Source organism: Streptomyces sp. NPDC088157 (assembly GCF_044741545.1).
Taxonomy (GTDB): domain Bacteria; phylum Actinomycetota; class Actinomycetes; order Streptomycetales; family Streptomycetaceae; genus Streptomyces.
Genome location: NZ_JBIUSU010000006.1, coordinates 663,479 through 679,249 on the forward strand (window position 1 = coordinate 663,479; position 15,771 = coordinate 679,249).

Annotated in this window: 14 protein-coding genes; 4 read left to right on the forward strand and 10 right to left on the reverse strand. The window is 72.5% G+C overall.

The window, feature by feature from the left end; genetic code table 11:
* The first annotated feature begins 72 nt into the window (after positions 1-72).
* On the forward strand, positions 73-1,017 hold the full coding sequence (locus tag ACIPFH_RS26865) for a hypothetical protein (protein ID WP_356249656.1): 945 nt from the start codon (positions 73-75) through the stop codon (positions 1,015-1,017).
* A 55-nt stretch (positions 1,018-1,072) separates the two neighbouring features.
* Here the strand turns inward: ACIPFH_RS26865 and ACIPFH_RS26870 are convergent, their stop codons facing one another.
* The 3 genes from ACIPFH_RS26870 to ACIPFH_RS26880 are packed head-to-tail and all read right to left on the reverse strand — an operon-like array spanning position 1,073 to position 3,008.
* Positions 1,073-1,381, reverse strand: coding sequence for an AzlD domain-containing protein (locus ACIPFH_RS26870; RefSeq protein ID WP_401830162.1), 309 nt, complete (start codon positions 1,379-1,381; stop codon positions 1,073-1,075).
* On the reverse strand, positions 1,378-2,139 hold the full coding sequence (locus tag ACIPFH_RS26875) for an AzlC family ABC transporter permease (protein ID WP_401830163.1): 762 nt from the start codon (positions 2,137-2,139) through the stop codon (positions 1,378-1,380). The genes ACIPFH_RS26870 and ACIPFH_RS26875 overlap by 4 nt, the downstream gene beginning before the upstream one ends.
* The gene (locus ACIPFH_RS26880) at positions 2,040-3,008 is read right to left on the reverse strand and encodes an AraC family transcriptional regulator (RefSeq protein ID WP_401830166.1); all 969 of its coding nucleotides are present in this window, start codon (positions 3,006-3,008) and stop codon (positions 2,040-2,042) included. Before ACIPFH_RS26880 ends, ACIPFH_RS26875 begins: the two co-directional genes overlap by 100 nt.
* Positions 3,009-3,215: 207 nt before the next feature.
* Between ACIPFH_RS26880 and ACIPFH_RS26885 the strand changes: the two genes are divergently transcribed.
* The 3 genes from ACIPFH_RS26885 (at position 3,216) to ACIPFH_RS26895 (ending at position 10,016) form a co-directional block, all read left to right on the forward strand.
* Positions 3,216-8,207 carry an ATP-dependent helicase gene (locus ACIPFH_RS26885; RefSeq protein WP_401830168.1) on the forward strand — a complete coding sequence of 1,664 codons (4,992 nt, stop codon included), beginning with the start codon at positions 3,216-3,218 and terminating at the stop codon, positions 8,205-8,207.
* Between the two features lie 67 nt (positions 8,208-8,274).
* Complete coding sequence (locus ACIPFH_RS26890) at positions 8,275-9,117, forward strand: Fpg/Nei family DNA glycosylase (protein WP_401830169.1); 843 nt, start codon at positions 8,275-8,277, stop codon at positions 9,115-9,117.
* A gap of 134 nt (positions 9,118-9,251) precedes the next feature.
* Entirely contained in the window at positions 9,252-10,016 is a 765-nt protein-coding gene (locus ACIPFH_RS26895) for an SDR family NAD(P)-dependent oxidoreductase (protein ID WP_401830172.1), read from the forward strand.
* A 255-nt stretch (positions 10,017-10,271) separates the two neighbouring features.
* On the opposite strand, the gene ACIPFH_RS26900 is transcribed toward ACIPFH_RS26895, so the two are convergent.
* The 7 genes from ACIPFH_RS26900 to ACIPFH_RS26930 all read right to left on the reverse strand — a co-directional run bounded on the left by ACIPFH_RS26900 (position 10,272) and on the right by ACIPFH_RS26930 (position 15,685).
* The gene (locus ACIPFH_RS26900; protein ID WP_401830174.1) at positions 10,272-10,592 is read right to left on the reverse strand and encodes a hypothetical protein; all 321 of its coding nucleotides are present in this window, start codon (positions 10,590-10,592) and stop codon (positions 10,272-10,274) included.
* Positions 10,593-10,749: 157 nt separating this feature from the next.
* Positions 10,750-11,220: a Dps family protein gene (locus tag ACIPFH_RS26905; RefSeq protein ID WP_401830176.1), complete on the reverse strand. Its 471-nt coding sequence runs from the start codon at positions 11,218-11,220 to the stop codon at positions 10,750-10,752.
* Positions 11,221-11,441: 221 nt separating this feature from the next.
* Positions 11,442-11,822 (reverse strand): helix-turn-helix transcriptional regulator, encoded by a 381-nt coding sequence (locus ACIPFH_RS26910; protein ID WP_351766100.1) that lies wholly within the window; start codon positions 11,820-11,822, stop codon positions 11,442-11,444.
* Positions 11,823-11,931: 109 nt separating this feature from the next.
* Positions 11,932-12,477 (reverse strand): CinA family protein, encoded by a 546-nt coding sequence (locus ACIPFH_RS26915; RefSeq protein ID WP_401830179.1) that lies wholly within the window; start codon positions 12,475-12,477, stop codon positions 11,932-11,934.
* On the reverse strand, positions 12,474-13,289 hold the full coding sequence (pgsA, locus tag ACIPFH_RS26920) for a CDP-diacylglycerol--glycerol-3-phosphate 3-phosphatidyltransferase (protein ID WP_401830180.1): 816 nt from the start codon (positions 13,287-13,289) through the stop codon (positions 12,474-12,476). The genes ACIPFH_RS26915 and pgsA overlap by 4 nt, the downstream gene beginning before the upstream one ends.
* A complete protein-coding gene (rimO, locus tag ACIPFH_RS26925) occupies positions 13,286-14,755 on the reverse strand; it encodes a 30S ribosomal protein S12 methylthiotransferase RimO (protein ID WP_401830182.1) in 1,470 nt (489 codons plus the stop codon). Before rimO ends, pgsA begins: the two co-directional genes overlap by 4 nt.
* A 90-nt stretch (positions 14,756-14,845) precedes the next feature.
* Positions 14,846-15,685, reverse strand: coding sequence for a helix-turn-helix domain-containing protein (locus ACIPFH_RS26930; RefSeq protein WP_401830185.1), 840 nt, complete (start codon positions 15,683-15,685; stop codon positions 14,846-14,848).
* Positions 15,686-15,771 lie beyond the last annotated feature (86 nt).

The following is a 15,771-nucleotide window of genomic DNA, read 5'->3' on the forward strand; positions in this document are numbered from 1 at the left end:
GTATCCCGCGCGCGGGGGTGCCACTCGCCGGGACCGCCTGCCGAGACCGCTTTCCGCCCTACGGTCTGACGCATGGCCGAAACCGGAGCATCCCCACTCCCCCCGACGCCCCCGTCGCGCTCTCCGCTCTTCCGCGCCGAGCACTTCGTCTGGCTCACCGCGCGCGTGCTGGAGCAGCGCGTCTTCGCGCACGACTTCCTGCACGGCGCCGCCGACCCCGTCGAGACCGCCCTCGACGCCTACCGCAATGAGGACGGCGGATACGGCCATGCCCTGGAGCCCGATCTGCGCGGCCCCGTGAGCCAGCCCCTGCACACCGCGCGCGCACTGCGCGTCCTGGACGCCATCGGGCGCCTCGGCGGGCGGCGCGTGGAGCAGGTGTGCCGCTACCTGACCTCGGTCTCCACGGGCGACGGCGCGCTGCCGGTGATCCACCCCAGCCAGCGCGGGTACCCGGCGGCCCCGTTCATTCCGATCGTGGACGACCCGCCCAGCGAACTCCTGTCCACCGGGCCGGTGGTGGGCCTCTTGCATCGCAACGAGGTGTGGCACGCCTGGCTGTTCAGGGCCACGGACTTCTGCTGGCAGGCGGTGGACTCCCTGGAGCGCTCCCATCCGTACGAGATCGAGGCCGCCGTGGCCTTCCTGGACTCCGCCGTCGACCGCCCGCGCGCGGAGGCGGCCGCCGACCGTCTCGGCCGCCTGGTGCGCGCGCACCGGCTCGCCGTACTGGATCCGGACCACCTGGACACGTATCCGGTCGCGCCCGGCTACGCCCCAGGCGAGCATCACTTCCCGTACGACTTCGCGCGGACACCGCACTCCCTCGCGCGGGCGTGGTTCACCGACGACGAGATGGCACGCTCCTTGGACCACCTCGCCGACGATCAGCAGAAGGACGGCGGCTGGCCGGTCCGATGGCGCCGCTGGGCACCCGGCACCGCCCTGGAAGCACGCCCCATGGTGACGATCGAGGCCCTGCGCACCCTCAGGGCCCACGGTCGCGCGATCGGCTGATCCCGGCCCCGCCCCCCGGCACTCACCGACGGCCTGCACGCGCCCTCCTCCACCGTCACCCACCCATGGCCCGCACCCCCGCCGTCACCACCACGGCCGCCGCGACGACCAGCAGGAAGGGAGCCCGCAGCATGAGGGCGACGAAGGCCGCGGCCAGCCCCGCGGCCCTCGCGTCCAGCACCAGTGCCTGGCCGTCCGCGAAGGTCTGCTGGGCGGTGAGGGCGGCGAGCAGGGCGACGGGGAGCAGGGCCGCGAACCGCCTGACGAGGGGCCGCTCGAGAAGACCGGCGGGGACGAGGAGGCCGGCGAGCTTGACCAGATAGCAGCCGACAGCGGTCGCACCGATCGCGATCCAGGTGTTCAACGTCCCTCCTCTTCCGTGTCGGCCTGAGCGACCTGTCCGGCACGGCCGGCCCGGCGCCGGCCCTCGAGGTACAGGACGGCCGGCGCGGCGAGCGCGGCCGTCAGCACAGGCACTCCGGCGGGCAGCACGGGCAGCAGGCCGAGCCCCAGGAGCACCGCGAGTCCGGCGACGGCCCGCTCGGCGGTGGTCTTCAGCATGGGCGCGAGCAGCGCCAGGAAGACGGCGGGCCCGGCCGCGTCCAGCCCCCACGTGTCCGTGTCCCCGATGGCCTCGGCGCCCAGGGCGCCCAGCAGCGTGGTGACGTTCCACAGCAGATACAGGGTCAGCCCGGTGACGGCGAAGCCGAGGCGCGCGGCGCGCCGCCCGGGCTGGGCAAGCGAGACCGCAGCCGTCTCGTCGATGACCCATTGGGCGGCGAACGGGCGCACCGTGCGCGGGAGTGCCAGCGACTGCGACAGGCGCAGGCCGTAGAAGGCGTTGCGGACGCCCAGGAAGAAGGCGCCCGCGGCCGCCGTGAGGGGATTGCCACCCGCCGCCAGCGCCCCGACGAGCGCGAACTGGGACGCGCCCGTGAACACGAGGAGGCTGAGCGCGCAGGTCTGCCACACCGAGAGCCCGCTGCCCGCCGAGGTCACCCCGAAGGCGAACCCTGAGAGTCCTACGGCGACTCCGACGCCGAGGGCGTCCCGTACGACGGCGGCGTCGGGCCGTCCCCCGCCGTCGGGCCGTATGTCTGTGAGAGCTGTCTGTTCTGCCACGCCCACGACGGTAGTAGCAGCCCTCCGCGCGGGTCTTGTACGTTCTTGCGCTCGCGCTGGTAGGCCCCCGGAGGGACTCCGACGATCCGGGCGAAGTGGCGGTTGAGGTGCGGCTGGTCGGTGAACCCCACGGCGATGGCGGCCTCTGCGGGGGCGGTCCCCGCGTCCAGCAGCCGCCGCGCCCGCCGCACGCGGGCGTCGGTGAGCCAGGCGTGGGGCGGCAGCCCGTACACGTCCCGGAAAGCCCGCAGCAGCGCGAACGAGCTGGTCCCCAGATCTCCGGCCAGCTGCTCCAGGGTCGGCGGATCGGCCAGTCGGTCCTCCAGCACGGCACGCGCGCGTGCGGCGATCCGCTCCCCCGCCGACCGCACCTCCCGCCGCGGCAGCGGTCCACCGTTGAGCCGCAGCAGCCGCGTCACGGCCACCCGCAGCAGCGTGTCGGCGGCCAGCCCATTGCCCTCCTCAGCGGCTCGGAGGACTTGATGCACCAGGCCGACGGCGTACGGATCGTGCAGCACCGGACTGGCGAACCCGGGAGTGCCGCGCAGGGTGGTCGTCTCGGCCGCGATCCCTGCCACCACGTCGGGCGACGGATACACGGCACCGTAGCGCCATCCCTCCGGCACCCCGGCCCGCCCGGTGTGCGGGGTGTCCGGGTTGACCAGCGCGAGCGCCCCGGCCCCCGCATACTGATCGGCGCCACGGTGGTGGAAGACCTCCACGCCCTCGGCGATGGCGGCGATCACGAAATGCTCGTGGGTGTGGCGCACGAAGGTCTTGCGGACATACCGGGCTCGCAGCAGATCGACGCCGGGCAGCTCGGCGTACCGCCAGTGCCGCGCCAGCTCACCCGAACCCGAATTCACCACATACCCATTCTCCGCGACGCGCCGCCGGCCCTCCCACTCCCGACCTCCACTCCCACCCCCTCCCACCCGGCTCCCGCCCCCGGCTTCGCCCCGTCCCATCCCGCCCCGTCCCCTGCCGCTCGACGGACGCCGACCGGACCGGGCGCGGAAGGCTCGACATCACCGCAGGTCAGAGCAATTGTCAGTGGCCGGGTGCAGGATGGACGCATGGTCAGTTCCGCACACCGAGCCCTCGACGGCTTCTCCCCCGCGACCCGCGGCTGGTTCACGGGGGCGTTCTCCGCGCCCACCGCGGCCCAGGCGGGCGCGTGGCAGGCCATCGGCGAGGGCTCGGACGTGCTGGTGGTGGCCCCGACCGGTTCCGGAAAGACGCTGGCCGCCTTCCTCGCCGCCCTGGACCAGCTCGCCTCGACACCTCCACCCGCCGACCCGAAGAAGCGCTGCCGAGTCCTCTACGTCTCCCCCCTCAAGGCCCTCGCGGTCGACGTGGAGCGCAACCTGCGCAGCCCCCTGACCGGCATCCGCCAGGAATCCGTGCGTCTCGGCCGACCCGAGCCGGAGGTCAGGGTCGGCATCCGCTCCGGCGACACCCCGCCCGCCGAGCGCCGCGCCCTGTCCACGCGCCCTCCGGACATCCTGATCACGACGCCCGAGTCCCTGTTCCTGATGCTGACGTCGGCCGCGCGCGACGCGCTGACGGGCATCGAGACGGTGATCCTGGACGAGGTGCACGCGGTGGCGGGCACCAAGCGCGGCGCACATCTGGCGCTCTCCCTGGAGCGGCTGGACGAACTACTGCCGAAGCCGGCCCGCCGCATCGGCCTCTCGGCCACGGTCCGCCCGGTCGACGAGGTGGCGCGTTACCTCTCCCCGCAGCGCAAGGTGGAGATCGTCCAGCCGAAGTCCGACAAGGAGTTCGACCTCTCGGTCGTCGTCCCCGTGGAGGACCTGGGTGAGCTGGGCGGCTCCCCGGTCGCCGACGGCTCCGAAGGGGCGGAGCGTCCGTCGATCTGGCCGCATGTCGAGGAGCGCATCACCGACCTCGTCCAGGCCCACCGCTCCACGATCGTGTTCGCCAATTCGCGCCGGCTCGCCGAACGCCTGTGCAACCGGCTCAACGAGATCGCCTACGAGCGGGCCACCGGCGAGCCGCTGGACGAGCACCACTCCCCCGCTCAGCTCATGGGCGGCTCGGGCGCGACCCAAGGCGCCCCGCATGTCATCGCGCGCGCCCACCACGGCTCGGTCTCGAAGGAACAGCGCGCGCTCGTGGAGGAGGACCTCAAGGCGGGCCGACTGCCCGCCGTCGTGGCGACCTCGAGCCTCGAGCTCGGCATCGACATGGGGGCGGTGGATCTCGTCGTCCAGGTCGAGTCCCCGCCCTCGGTGGCCTCGGGCCTCCAGCGCGTCGGCCGCGCGGGACACCAGGTGGGCGCCGTGTCCACCGGTGTGGTCTTCCCGAAGTACCGCGGTGACCTCGTCCAGGCGGCGGTGGTCACCGAGCGGATGCGCACGGGCTCGATCGAGTCCCTGAAGGTCCCCGCCAACCCCTTGGACGTCCTGGCGCAGCAGCTCGTCGCCATGACCGCGCTCGACACCTGGCAGGTCGACGACCTGCTGACCACGGTCCGCCGTGCCGCCCCGTTCGCGTCACTCCCGGAGTCCGCGTTCACCGCGGTCCTGGACATGCTGGCCGGCCGCTACCCGTCCGACGCGTTCGCCGAGCTTCGTCCGCGCGTGGTGTGGGACCGCGTCGCCGGCACGGTCACCGGCCGTCCCGGAGCCCAGCGCCTGGCCGTCACCTCCGGCGGCACGATCCCCGACCGGGGCCTGTTCGGCGTCTTCCTGGCGGGCTCCGACCCCAAGAAGGGCGGGGGCCGGGTCGGCGAGCTCGACGAGGAGATGGTCTACGAGTCCCGCGTGGGCGATGTCTTCACCCTCGGCACCAGCTCCTGGCGCATCGAGGACATCACCCGCGACCGCGTCCTGGTCTCCCCGGCTCCCGGCGTCCCGGGCCGCCTGCCGTTCTGGAAGGGCGACCAGCTGGGCCGCCCGCTGGAGCTGGGCCGCGCAGTGGGCGCGTTCCTGCGCGAGGTCGGCTCCCTGTCCAAGGACGACGCCCGGCTCCGGCTGCTCACGGCGGGGCTGGACGCCTGGGCGGCCGACAACGTGCTCTCCTACCTGGACGAGCAGCGGCAGGCCTGCGGACATGTCCCGGACGACCGCACGATCGTCGTGGAGCGCTTCCGGGACGAGCTGGGTGACTGGCGGGTCGTCGTCCACTCCCCCTTCGGCGCCCAGGTCCACGCCCCCTGGGCCCTCGCCCTGGGCGCCAAGCTCTCCGAGCGGTACGGCATGGACGCGCAGGTCATGCACGCCGACGACGGCATCGTTCTGCGTCTGCCGGACGCCGACCTGATGAGCCTGGACCTGCTCGACCGGGAACCGACGAAGGGCGGCACCCCCTTCCATACGGCGACCGACGCCGAAGAGGCGCCGGTCGGCGCGGCGGACGTGGTCTTCGACAAGGGCGAGGTCGACCAGATCGTCACCGATCAGGTCGGCGGTTCAGCCCTGTTCGCGGCCCGCTTCCGCGAGTGTGCCGCCCGCGCGCTGCTGCTGCCGCGGCGCAGCCCCGGCAAGCGCACCCCGCTGTGGCAGCAGCGCCAGCGCGCCGCCCAACTGCTCCAGGTGGCGAGCGAGTTCGGCTCGTTCCCGATCGTCCTCGAAGCGGTCCGCGAGTGCCTCCAGGATGTCTTCGACGTCCCCGGACTCGTGGAGCTGATGGGCGACCTGGAGGCTCGGAAGGTGCGCCTGGTCGAGGTCACCACACCGGAGCCGTCCCCCTTCGCCCGCTCCCTGCTCTTCGGCTACGTCGCCCAGTTCCTCTACGAAGGTGACTCCCCGCTCGCCGAGCGCCGCGCCGCCGCCCTCTCCCTGGACTCACGCCTGCTCGCCGAACTGCTCGGCCAGGCGGAACTGCGCGAACTGCTCGACGCCGAGGTCCTCACGGAACTGGAACGGGAACTCCAGTGGCTCACCGAGGACCGCCGGGTGAAGGACCCCGAAGGTGTCGCGGACCTCCTGCGTCTCCTGGGCCCGCTCACCGACGCCGAGCTGGCCGAGCGCGGCGCCGAACCGCACTGGGCGCAGGAGCTGGGCGCCGCCCGCCGCGCCATCCGGGTCCGTATCGCCGGCGCCGAGCACTGGGCCGCGATCGAGGACGCGGGCCGCCTGCGCGACGCCCTCGGCACGGCGCTGCCGGTGGGCGTGCCGGAAGCCTTCACCGAGCCGGTCAAGGACCCGCTCGGCGACCTCCTCGCGCGCCACGCCCGCACCCACGGTCCGTTCACCTCCGCCGGCGCGGCCACCCGCTTCGGCCTCGGCGTGGCGGTGACCGAGGGCGCCCTCCAACGGCTCGCGGCCGGCGGTCGCGTCGTCCAGGGCGAGTTCCACCCCGCCGGCATCGGCCAGGAGTGGTGTGACGCAACGGTCCTGCGCAGGCTGCGCCGCCGCTCCCTGGCCGCCCTTCGGCACGAAGTGGAACCGGTTTCGCCGCCCGCGCTCGCGCAGTTCCTGCCCCAGTGGCAGCACATCGGCAAGGGCCACTCCCTGCGCGGCACCGACGGCCTGGTGCGCGCGCTCGAGCAGCTCCAGGGCGCCTCGGTACCCGCCTCGGCCCTGGAGAGGCTCGTCCTGCCGTCGCGCGTGAGGGACTACGCCCCGGCGATGCTCGACGAACTCACCGCGGCCGGAGAGGTCGTCTGGGCCGGAGCCGGAGCCCTCCCCGGCAAGGACGGCTGGATCTCCCTGTACGTGGCGGACGCGGCGCCCCTGCTCCTGCCGCCTCCTCACCCTCTGGAGCTGGCAGCACTGCACCAGTCGGTCCTGGACGCCCTCTCCGGTGGCTACGGGCTGTTCTTCCGCCAGATCGCCGATCAGGTCCGCGCCACCACGCACCCCGACGCCACCGACCCACAACTCGCCGACGTCGTCTGGGATCTGGCCTGGTCCGGCCGGCTCACCAACGACACGCTCAGCCCCCTACGGGCGCTGCTGGGCTCGGGGCGCACGGCCGGTTCCACGGCCCATCGCGCCAAGCGCACGGTCCCGCGCGGCCGCTACGGCTCGCTGACGACAGCGGCCCGCCCCGCCTCCCGCAGCGGCCCCCCGACCGTCGCCGGACGCTGGTCGCTCCTGCCGGCCCACGAGTCCGACCCCACGGTCCGCGCCCACGCCCTCGCCCGTACCCTCCTCGACCGGCACGGCGTGGTGACCCGGGGCGCGGTCGCCGCCGAGGGCGTCGAAGGCGGCTTCTCGGCGACGTACCGCATTCTGTCCGTCTTCGAGGAGAGCGGTCAGGCCCGTCGCGGGTATGTGGTCGAAGGCCTCGGCGCGGCGCAGTTCGCCATGGACGGCGCCGTGGACCGACTGCGCGCCGTGGCCAACGCCCGCGACCGCGGTGAGCCGCTGCCCGGCCCGAATCAGGCGACGAGCCCCTCGGACGGCTTCCCCTTCTCCGACGGCTTCCCGTCCGAGGACACCTGGGACGCCCCCGGCCTCGACGCCCTCCCGCCCTCCCCCTTCGACGCCCCGGCAGCCCCCGCCTCGCGGGACGAGTACGTATCCCCCCTGGACTTCGCCTCCCCGGGCGCGGGCGGCCCGCGAGGGGGCAGCGGGTTCCCGAACTCCTCGGGCTTCCCGAACGGCGGCGCGGGCATGCCGAACGGCCAGGGCTTCCCCGGCCACCACGAAACCCGGCGCCCGCAGAACCGCAACCGCTTCGGCACCACATCCGCCGCCTCACGCGCCGTCGTCCTCGCCGCCGCCGACCCGGCGAACGCGTACGGCGCCGCCCTGGGCTGGCCCGAGCCGCCGACCGGCGCCGGGCACAAGCCGGGCCGCAAGGCCGGCTCCCTGGTGGTGCTCGTGGACGGCGAACTCACGCTCTACATGGAGCGCGGCGGCAAGACCCTCCTGGCCTGGCCCTCCACCCCGGACGGCGAGGGCGCCCCCACCGACGACCCCCGCCTGCACACCGCCGCCGAGGCCCTCGCGGAGGCCGCGCGCGCGGGCTCCCTCGGCACCGTCACGGTGGAGCGCGTCAACGGCGCCTCGGCACTCACCTCCCCGATCGGCAGCCTCCTGGAAGGAGCGGGCTTCATTGCCACCCCACGCGGCCTGCGCCTGCGCGCGTGACCACCACCCGCCCGCCCGCCCGCCCGCCACATCCCGCCCGCGGCGACCCGCATGCCACCCTTGACCCATGCCCGAAGGTGACACGGTCTGGCAAGCCGCGAGGCGACTGCATGACGCCCTCGCCGGCAAGGTGCTGATCCGTTCGGATCTCCGGGTCCCCAAGTACGCCACCGCCGACCTCACCGGCCGCACCGTCCTGGACGTCACTCCGCGTGGCAAGCACCTCCTCACCCGCGTCGAGGGCGGGCTGACGCTCCACTCGCACCTGCGCATGGACGGCTCCTGGAAGGTGTTCGCGAACGACCAGCGCTGGACCGGCGGCCCGGCACACCAGATCCGGGTCGTCCTCGGCACCCACGACCGCACCGCCGTCGGTTACCGCCTCCCCGTTCTGGAGCTGTTGCGCACAGCCGACGAACAACGAGCCGTCGGCCACCTCGGGCCCGACCTGCTGGGTCCCGACTGGAACCCCGAGCGAGCCCTCGCCAACCTCCTCGGCGACCCCGCCCGTTCCCTCGGCGAGGCTCTCCTCGACCAGCGCAACCTCGCCGGCATCGGCAATGTCTACAAGTGCGAACTCTGCTTCCTTCTGGGCGCGACCCCGTGGCTCCCCGTCGGCGCGCTCCCCGCCGACCGCGCCGGGAAGTTGCCCGCCCTCGCGAAGAAGCTCCTGGAGGTCAACCGCGACCGCCCTGTGCGCAGCACGACGGGCCGCCGCGGCCAGGACCTGTTCGTCTACGGCCGCGCGCCCCGCCCCTGCCTGCGCTGCGGAACGCAGGTCCGGGTGGCCGACCAGGGCGACGGCTCACGCGAGCGCCCGACCTATTGGTGCCCCAACTGCCAGACCGGCCCCGCACCGGCACCGGGCTCCCCGCCGACGCGCCGCCTCCGCCCACGCACCACCCGGTGACTGCCTGCAACACCCCACCCCCGCAACCCCGTTGCGAGGGCAGCGCCGGATCCCGAACCATGCGGGGGCAGCACCGGATCCCGGAACCGCCGCCACAATTGACGGACCGTCAGAAATGCTCGTACCGTCCTCACATGGCCGTAAAGGCGTACGACCTCACCGGACGCACCGCGTTCGTCACCGGTGCCGCGAGCGGAATCGGACGCGCCTGCGCCGTACTGCTCGCTCAGGCGGGGGCGACCGTGCACGGCGCCGACCGCGACGCACAGGGTCTGCACGAAACGGCGACGCTGATCAAGGACCTGGGCGGTGCGGCGCACACCCACCACCTCGACGTCACCGACCGCGTCCAGGTCCGGCAGGCCGTCGAGTCCTGCGAGCGGCTGGACGTCATGGCCGCCGTCGCCGGGATCATGCACAGCAGCCCGGTCCTGGAGACCAGGGACGAGGACCTCGACCGGGTCCTGGCCGTCAACTTCAAGGGGGTGCTGTACGCCTGCCAGGAGGCGGCCCGTCTGATGCTCGCGCGCGACACCGGGGGCAGCATCATCACCATGGCATCCGGCGCCGTGGACACCGGTGGCCCGGGCCTGCTCTGCTACGGAGTCGCCAAGGCGGCCGTGGTCCAGTTGACGAAGACGCTCGCGACGGAGGTCGGCCGGCACGGCATTCGCGTCAACGCCGTGGCCCCGGGCTGGATCCGCACGCCCATGACCGACCGCCACGACGCCGGCGCACAGGCGCACACCGAGGCGCTCATGGCCCGCATGTCGCCCCTGGGCCGGGTCGGCGAGCCCGAGGAGATCGCCCACGCCGTGCTCCACCTGGCCTCGGACGCGTCGGCGTTCACCACCGGCCAGATCCTCCGCCCGAACGGCGGAGTGGCGATGCCCTGGTAGACGCAAGCCACACGACCACCTGGACGGCCCAGCCCTTTCCCCGCCCAAAAGTCACCCCACAACCGCACACCTCGCACCCCACACTCGCCCCGCCCCGCCGCACCGGCCGCTCAGAGCTCACAGCACACCCTCAAAGCCAAAGCGCACCCTCTGACCCGCCGGCCCCCCGGCCCGCCGGCCCGCCGACCCGCCGACCCGTCAGGGTGTCCGGCGGGCCGCCCCTCCCCCCCCTCCCCCCCCCACGCACTCCGACACTCAACCCGCGACCTCCCCCGCAGCCCCGCCCCCGCCCGTGCTCCCCGCGCTCGAACCACCGTCTGTCCCGCTCGTCCCGTTCCTCCCGCCCCCACGCCAGGCAGCCCTCCATCGCCCCTCCCGGACCGCTCCCACCGCACGCGCCTTGGCCACGCAGTGCACCGGCAGCAGGCTCAGCCCCCACCCTCCGGCCGCGACCGCTCCCTCCAGCACCCCGGCGTCGGGCACCACGACGAGTCTGACCACGGCCCACCACCAGACGGCGCCCAGCGCCAGGCCGACACCCAGCACAGCCCCCTGCCCCACTATTCGCCCCGCCATGGCCGTCACCTCCAGCCCGAGCCTCATGGCACCCAGAAACCCTGACACCCCGGAAACCTCACCCGTCTCCGGAGAGGCCGACGCTAGACGTCCGTCCCCGCCCCCGGCAGGGCGCGCGGGCGGCACACCGGCGCATCCCCGGAGCCGCGCCCCCGTCTCACGCGTTCTCCGCCTGGAACATCCAGTGATGCTTCTCGAGGTCGGCGGTGATGCCGATGAAGATGTCCTGGCTCACAGGATCCGCGTCCCCCGTGGCCCCCACCCGTTCCCGCATCCGGGTGATGACCGCGCCCAGAGCGGCGACCAGGGCCCCCACCGCGTCCGAGTCCTTGATCCAGCCCGCCGACACCGCGCCGATGCTGCTGCCGGCCGCCACCGTCGCCGCACGTCCGTCCGGCGAGACGCCCAGCGCCGAGGCACGCTCCGCCACGGTGTCGGAGTGGGCGCGGGCGACGTCCACGACCTCGTCGAGCTGGAGGTGGACGGACCGGAAGCGGGGCCCGACGACATTCCAGTGGACCTGCTTGGCGACGAGCGACAGATCGACCAGATCGACGAGGGCGCCTTGCAACGCCTCCGAGACGGTCTTCAGATCGGCATCGGACAGGGGACTCTTCACGACGTACATCCGTACCTCCGGTGATCGGCCCCCGTCGTGCCCCTCCACGATGACCTCAGCACCCGGCACCGGCAAACGGACGACGGACGGACGGCAGACGCGAAAAACCCCGACCGCACCCTCTCCGGGTCTTCCCGGAGAAACCCCGGCCGGGGCCTCACACTTGCCTGTCGTACCTGTCCACGTGCCTGCTTCGCGTCACACGCCCACGCGTCGCACGCCCGCGAATGTCACGCGGCGACCACGTCCACCGCCTCGGCGGGCGCCTTGATGGTCACCCGCTCCGGTGGCACACCGGTCACCGATACGGAACCCAGCATCGGACGAACCGACGTCGGTACAGGCTCCCTGGGGGTGGCGGCAGCAGACTGAGCCAGCTCGGCGAGAGCGAGCTCGTCGCTCACTTCCCGCATGAGCTCGGACATCCGTACGTCCAGCGCGTCGCAGATGGCGGAGAGCAGCTCGGAGGAAGCCTCCTTCTGCCCCCGCTCCACCTCGGAGAGATAGCCGAGTGAGACTCGGGCGGACGAGGAGACTTCGCGCAGAGTACGGCCCTGGCGCTGGCGCTGCCGACGCAGCACGTCACCCAGCAGGCGACGGAGCAGAATCATCGGTGGCTCCCTCCTCGGACCGCGTAGCCGCATCCTTCACGCCCCACCGTACCGCCTCGCGCTGCGGCCGTGCGGGGAGCGATGTCGTGTTCACTCAGGGCTGCAAACATCAAAACCCCCCGTTCTGTTCCGTATCCTGTGCCCGCTCATTCCCGGTGTGTTCGCCCGCAAGCTCTGTCAGGAGCAGTGCGAGTACGCTCCGTACACTCTCTCTACGAATTTCCGCCCGGTCGCCGTTCAACCGCAGGGCCTCCACTTTTCCGCCAGCGGCAGAACCGGAATCCGCCCCGAAGGGTCCGTCCACCGCCACGTAGACCGTCCCCACGGGCTGTCCGTCCTGCGGGTCGGGGCCCGCGACGCCGGTGGTCGCGATGCCCCAGTCGGCACCCAGCGCTCTGCGCACTCCGGCGGCCATCTGGGCCGCGACCTGCGCGTCCACTGCGCCACGCGCGGCCAGCAGGTCCGCGTCCACACCGAGCAATTCGTGCTTGAGGTCGGTGGCGTAGGCGGTGACCGAACCACGCAAGACCTTGGACGCCCCGGGCACCGATGTGACGTCCGCCGCGACCAGGCCACCGGTCAGCGACTCGGCCACGGCAAGCGTCTCTTCCCTCACCGTGAGTAGTCGCACCACGTCGGTGGCCGGGGAATTCACGCTTGTGTCTCCTCCGACGCGGCCTTGCGCTCGGCGATTCCCTGCCTGCGCAGCACAATGGCCTGTCTTACGTAGTCGAGCCCGGTCACCACCGTCAGGACGACGGCCGCGGCCATCACCCACCACCTCAGGGTGGCCAGCCACCCCGTCAGTGCCAGGACGTACATCCCGACGGCCACGCCCTGGACGAGGGTCTTCAGCTTGCCGCCCCGGCTCGCCGGAATGACGCCGTACCGGATGACGAGAAAACGCATCAGCGTGATCCCGAGTTCCCGGCCGAGGATGACGATCGTCACCCACCACGGCAGGTCGCCGAGTGAGGAGAGACAGATCAGCGCCGCTCCCATGATCGCCTTGTCGGCGATGGGGTCGGCGATCTTCCCGAAGTCGGTGACGAGGTCGTACGTCCGTGCCAGGTGCCCGTCGAACAGGTCGGTGATCATGGCGATCGCGAAGGCCGCCCAGGCGAAGGCGCGCCACGCCGGGTCGTAGCCGCCGTCGGCCAGCATCAGGGCGACGAAGCCCGGCACCAGGACCAGCCGAAGCATCGTCAGCAGATTGGCGATGTTCCAGACGCTCGCCTGGTTGACGGCGGCGGCCGCCAGCTTCGCGCCGCGCGGCGGCCTGGCGGCACCCTCCGCGTCGGCGCTCAGGGCCGCTCCGGCAACGGCGGACACGCCCGAGGAAACCGGCCTGGCCTCCTGCGCCTGAGAACTCTGAGGAGCTTGGGAAGTCTGAGGCCCCGGTGGGGCCTGCGAAACCGGTGAAGCCTGCGAGGAGCCGCCCGCAGCCGATGCCGGAACACCCGTCATCTGCCCGCCTCCTCACTACACCCGACCGAGCCCGGCAGGGGCTCGGCCACCAGGTCGACACCTTCCGTACCGACCACCTTCGCCTCGACCATACGACCGACGCTCAAGTTTTCGCCCGAGGTGAGCAGCACCTGGCCGTCCGTCTCCGGAGCCTGGTGCGCCCCACGGCCGTGGACACCCTCCTCGTCCAGCGACTCCACGAGTACGTGCACGGTCTCGCCCACGCGCTCCTCGGCCCGCTGCGAGACGAGTTCCTCCGCGAGCCGGGAGACCCGGGCCAGGCGCTCGGCCACGACGTCCACGTCGAGCTTGTCGTCGTAGGTCGCGGCCTCGGTGCCGTCCTCGTCGGAGTAGCCGAAGACGCCGATCGCGTCCAGCCGCGCGCCGTTCAGGAAGCGCTCCAGCTCGGCCAGGTCGGCCTCGGACTCGCCGGGGAAGCCGACGATGAAGTTGGAGCGCACACCCGCCTGGGGCGCCTTGCTCCGGATGGTGTCGAGCAGCTCAAGGAAGCGGTCGGTGTCGCCGAAGCGGCGCATCGCGCGCAGCACCCCGGGCGCCGAATGCTGGAAGGACAGGTCGAAGTAGGGCGCGATCTTCGGCGTCGAGGTCAGCACGTCGATCAGACCGGGCCGCATCTCGGCCGGCTGGAGGTAGCTGACCCGCACCCGCTCGAGGCCGTCGACGTCCGCCAGTTCGGGAAGCAACGACTCCAGCAGCCGGATGTCGCCGAGGTCCTTGCCGTAGGAGGTGTTGTTCTCGGAGACCAGCATGATCTCCTTGACGCCCTGCTCGGCCAGCCACCGCGTCTCGTTCAGCACGTCGCTGGGCCGGCGCGAGATGAAGGAGCCGCGGAAGGACGGGATGGCGCAGAAGGAGCAGCGCCGGTCGCAGCCGGAGGCGAGCTTGACCGAGGCGACCGGGGCGCCGTCGAGGCGCCGGCGCAGGGGCGCGCGGGGGCCGGACTGCGGGGCGAGTCCCTCCGGCAGGTCCGTCGGCGCGCCGTGCCCCGGCAGGGCCACGTCCGACGCCGACTGCCGCTCCGCCGGGCTGATCGGCAGCAGCTTGCGTCGGTCACGCGGGGTGTGGGAGGCGTGGATCCCACCGTTCAGGATGGTCTGGAGGCGGTCGGAGATGTCGGCGTAGTCGTCGAAGCCGAGCACACCGTCGGCCTCGGGCAGGGCGTCGGCGAGTTCCTTGCCGTACCGCTCGGCCATGCAGCCCACCGCCACGACGGCCTGGGTTCTGCCATGTCCCTTGAGGTCGTTGGCCTCCAGTAGGGCGTCGACGGAGTCCTTCTTGGCGGCGTCGACGAAGCCGCAGGTGTTGACGACGGCGACGTCCGCGTCCTCGGCGTCCTCCACGAGGTGCCAGCCGTCCGCCTCCAAACGGCCTGCGAGCTCCTCCGAGTCCACCTCGTTACGGGCGCAGCCGAGAGTGACAAGTGCGACGGTACGGCGTTCAGGCATGGGCTCAAGACTACTTTGTCCCACCGACACCGGACGTCGACGGGGTTGGCGATCTTCGCCGGCCCCCGTCGACCCGAAGGCGCGCCCGGCTCATCCGACCTGCGGGTCGCCCTTCGTGTACGTCAGCCGCTCCACGGCGCCGGACCGGAAGTCGTCGTCGATCTTCTTGCCGTTGACGTACAGATCGATCGCGCCGGCGTCTCCGAGGACCAGGTTGATCTTCTCGCTGTCCTGGAAGGTCTCGGAGTCGCCCTTCTTGAGCAGGTCGTCGAAGAGCAGCCGGCCGTTGTGGTCCTTGGCGGAGATCCAACTGCGGCCGTCCACGGCGACGACCTGGACGGTCACCTTGTCCTGGGGGGCCGCGGCGATGGCACTGTCGGAGGGTTCCGGCGTCCCGTCGACGGGCTTGTCGGTCTTCGTCGTGGGCGAGGCGGTCTTGGCGGTCGCGGGGGTGGCGCCGTCGGCGACCTGCTCCTTCGACCCGCCGTCGTCGCCACCCGTGAACGCGGTGAAGCCGACGAAGCCGACCACGGCGACGATCGCGGCGACCATGGCCGCGGTCCAGTTAGGCCCGCGCCGCTCGGGGCGGATACGTTCCGCCTCGAAGAGCGGTGCGGCGGGGGTCGGCGCGGGACGGCCGCCGTGGGTGGCGTCGAACCGTTCCATCAAAGGGGCGGGGTCGAGGTGGACGGCTCGTGCCAGGGTCCGGATGTGCCCGCGGGCGTAGACGTCTCCACCGCAGGTGGCGAAGTCGTCCGACTCGATGGCGTGGACGATGGCGATACGGACTCGGGTGGCGGTACTGACGTCGTCGACGGTCAGCCCGGCCGCGATACGCGCCTGCCGCAGGGCGCGGCCGATGGAGAAGGGGGCTTCCTCGGACGGGTCTTCGAACGGACGCTCGTCTTCAGGGGAGTTGCCGATGGACACGGGGGCGCCTTTCGAGCGTGTAGCCACCTGTGCTGGAGGTTCAGTCTAGGGGGGGTGCCAAAGGGAGGGGCAACCGGACGGTGGGA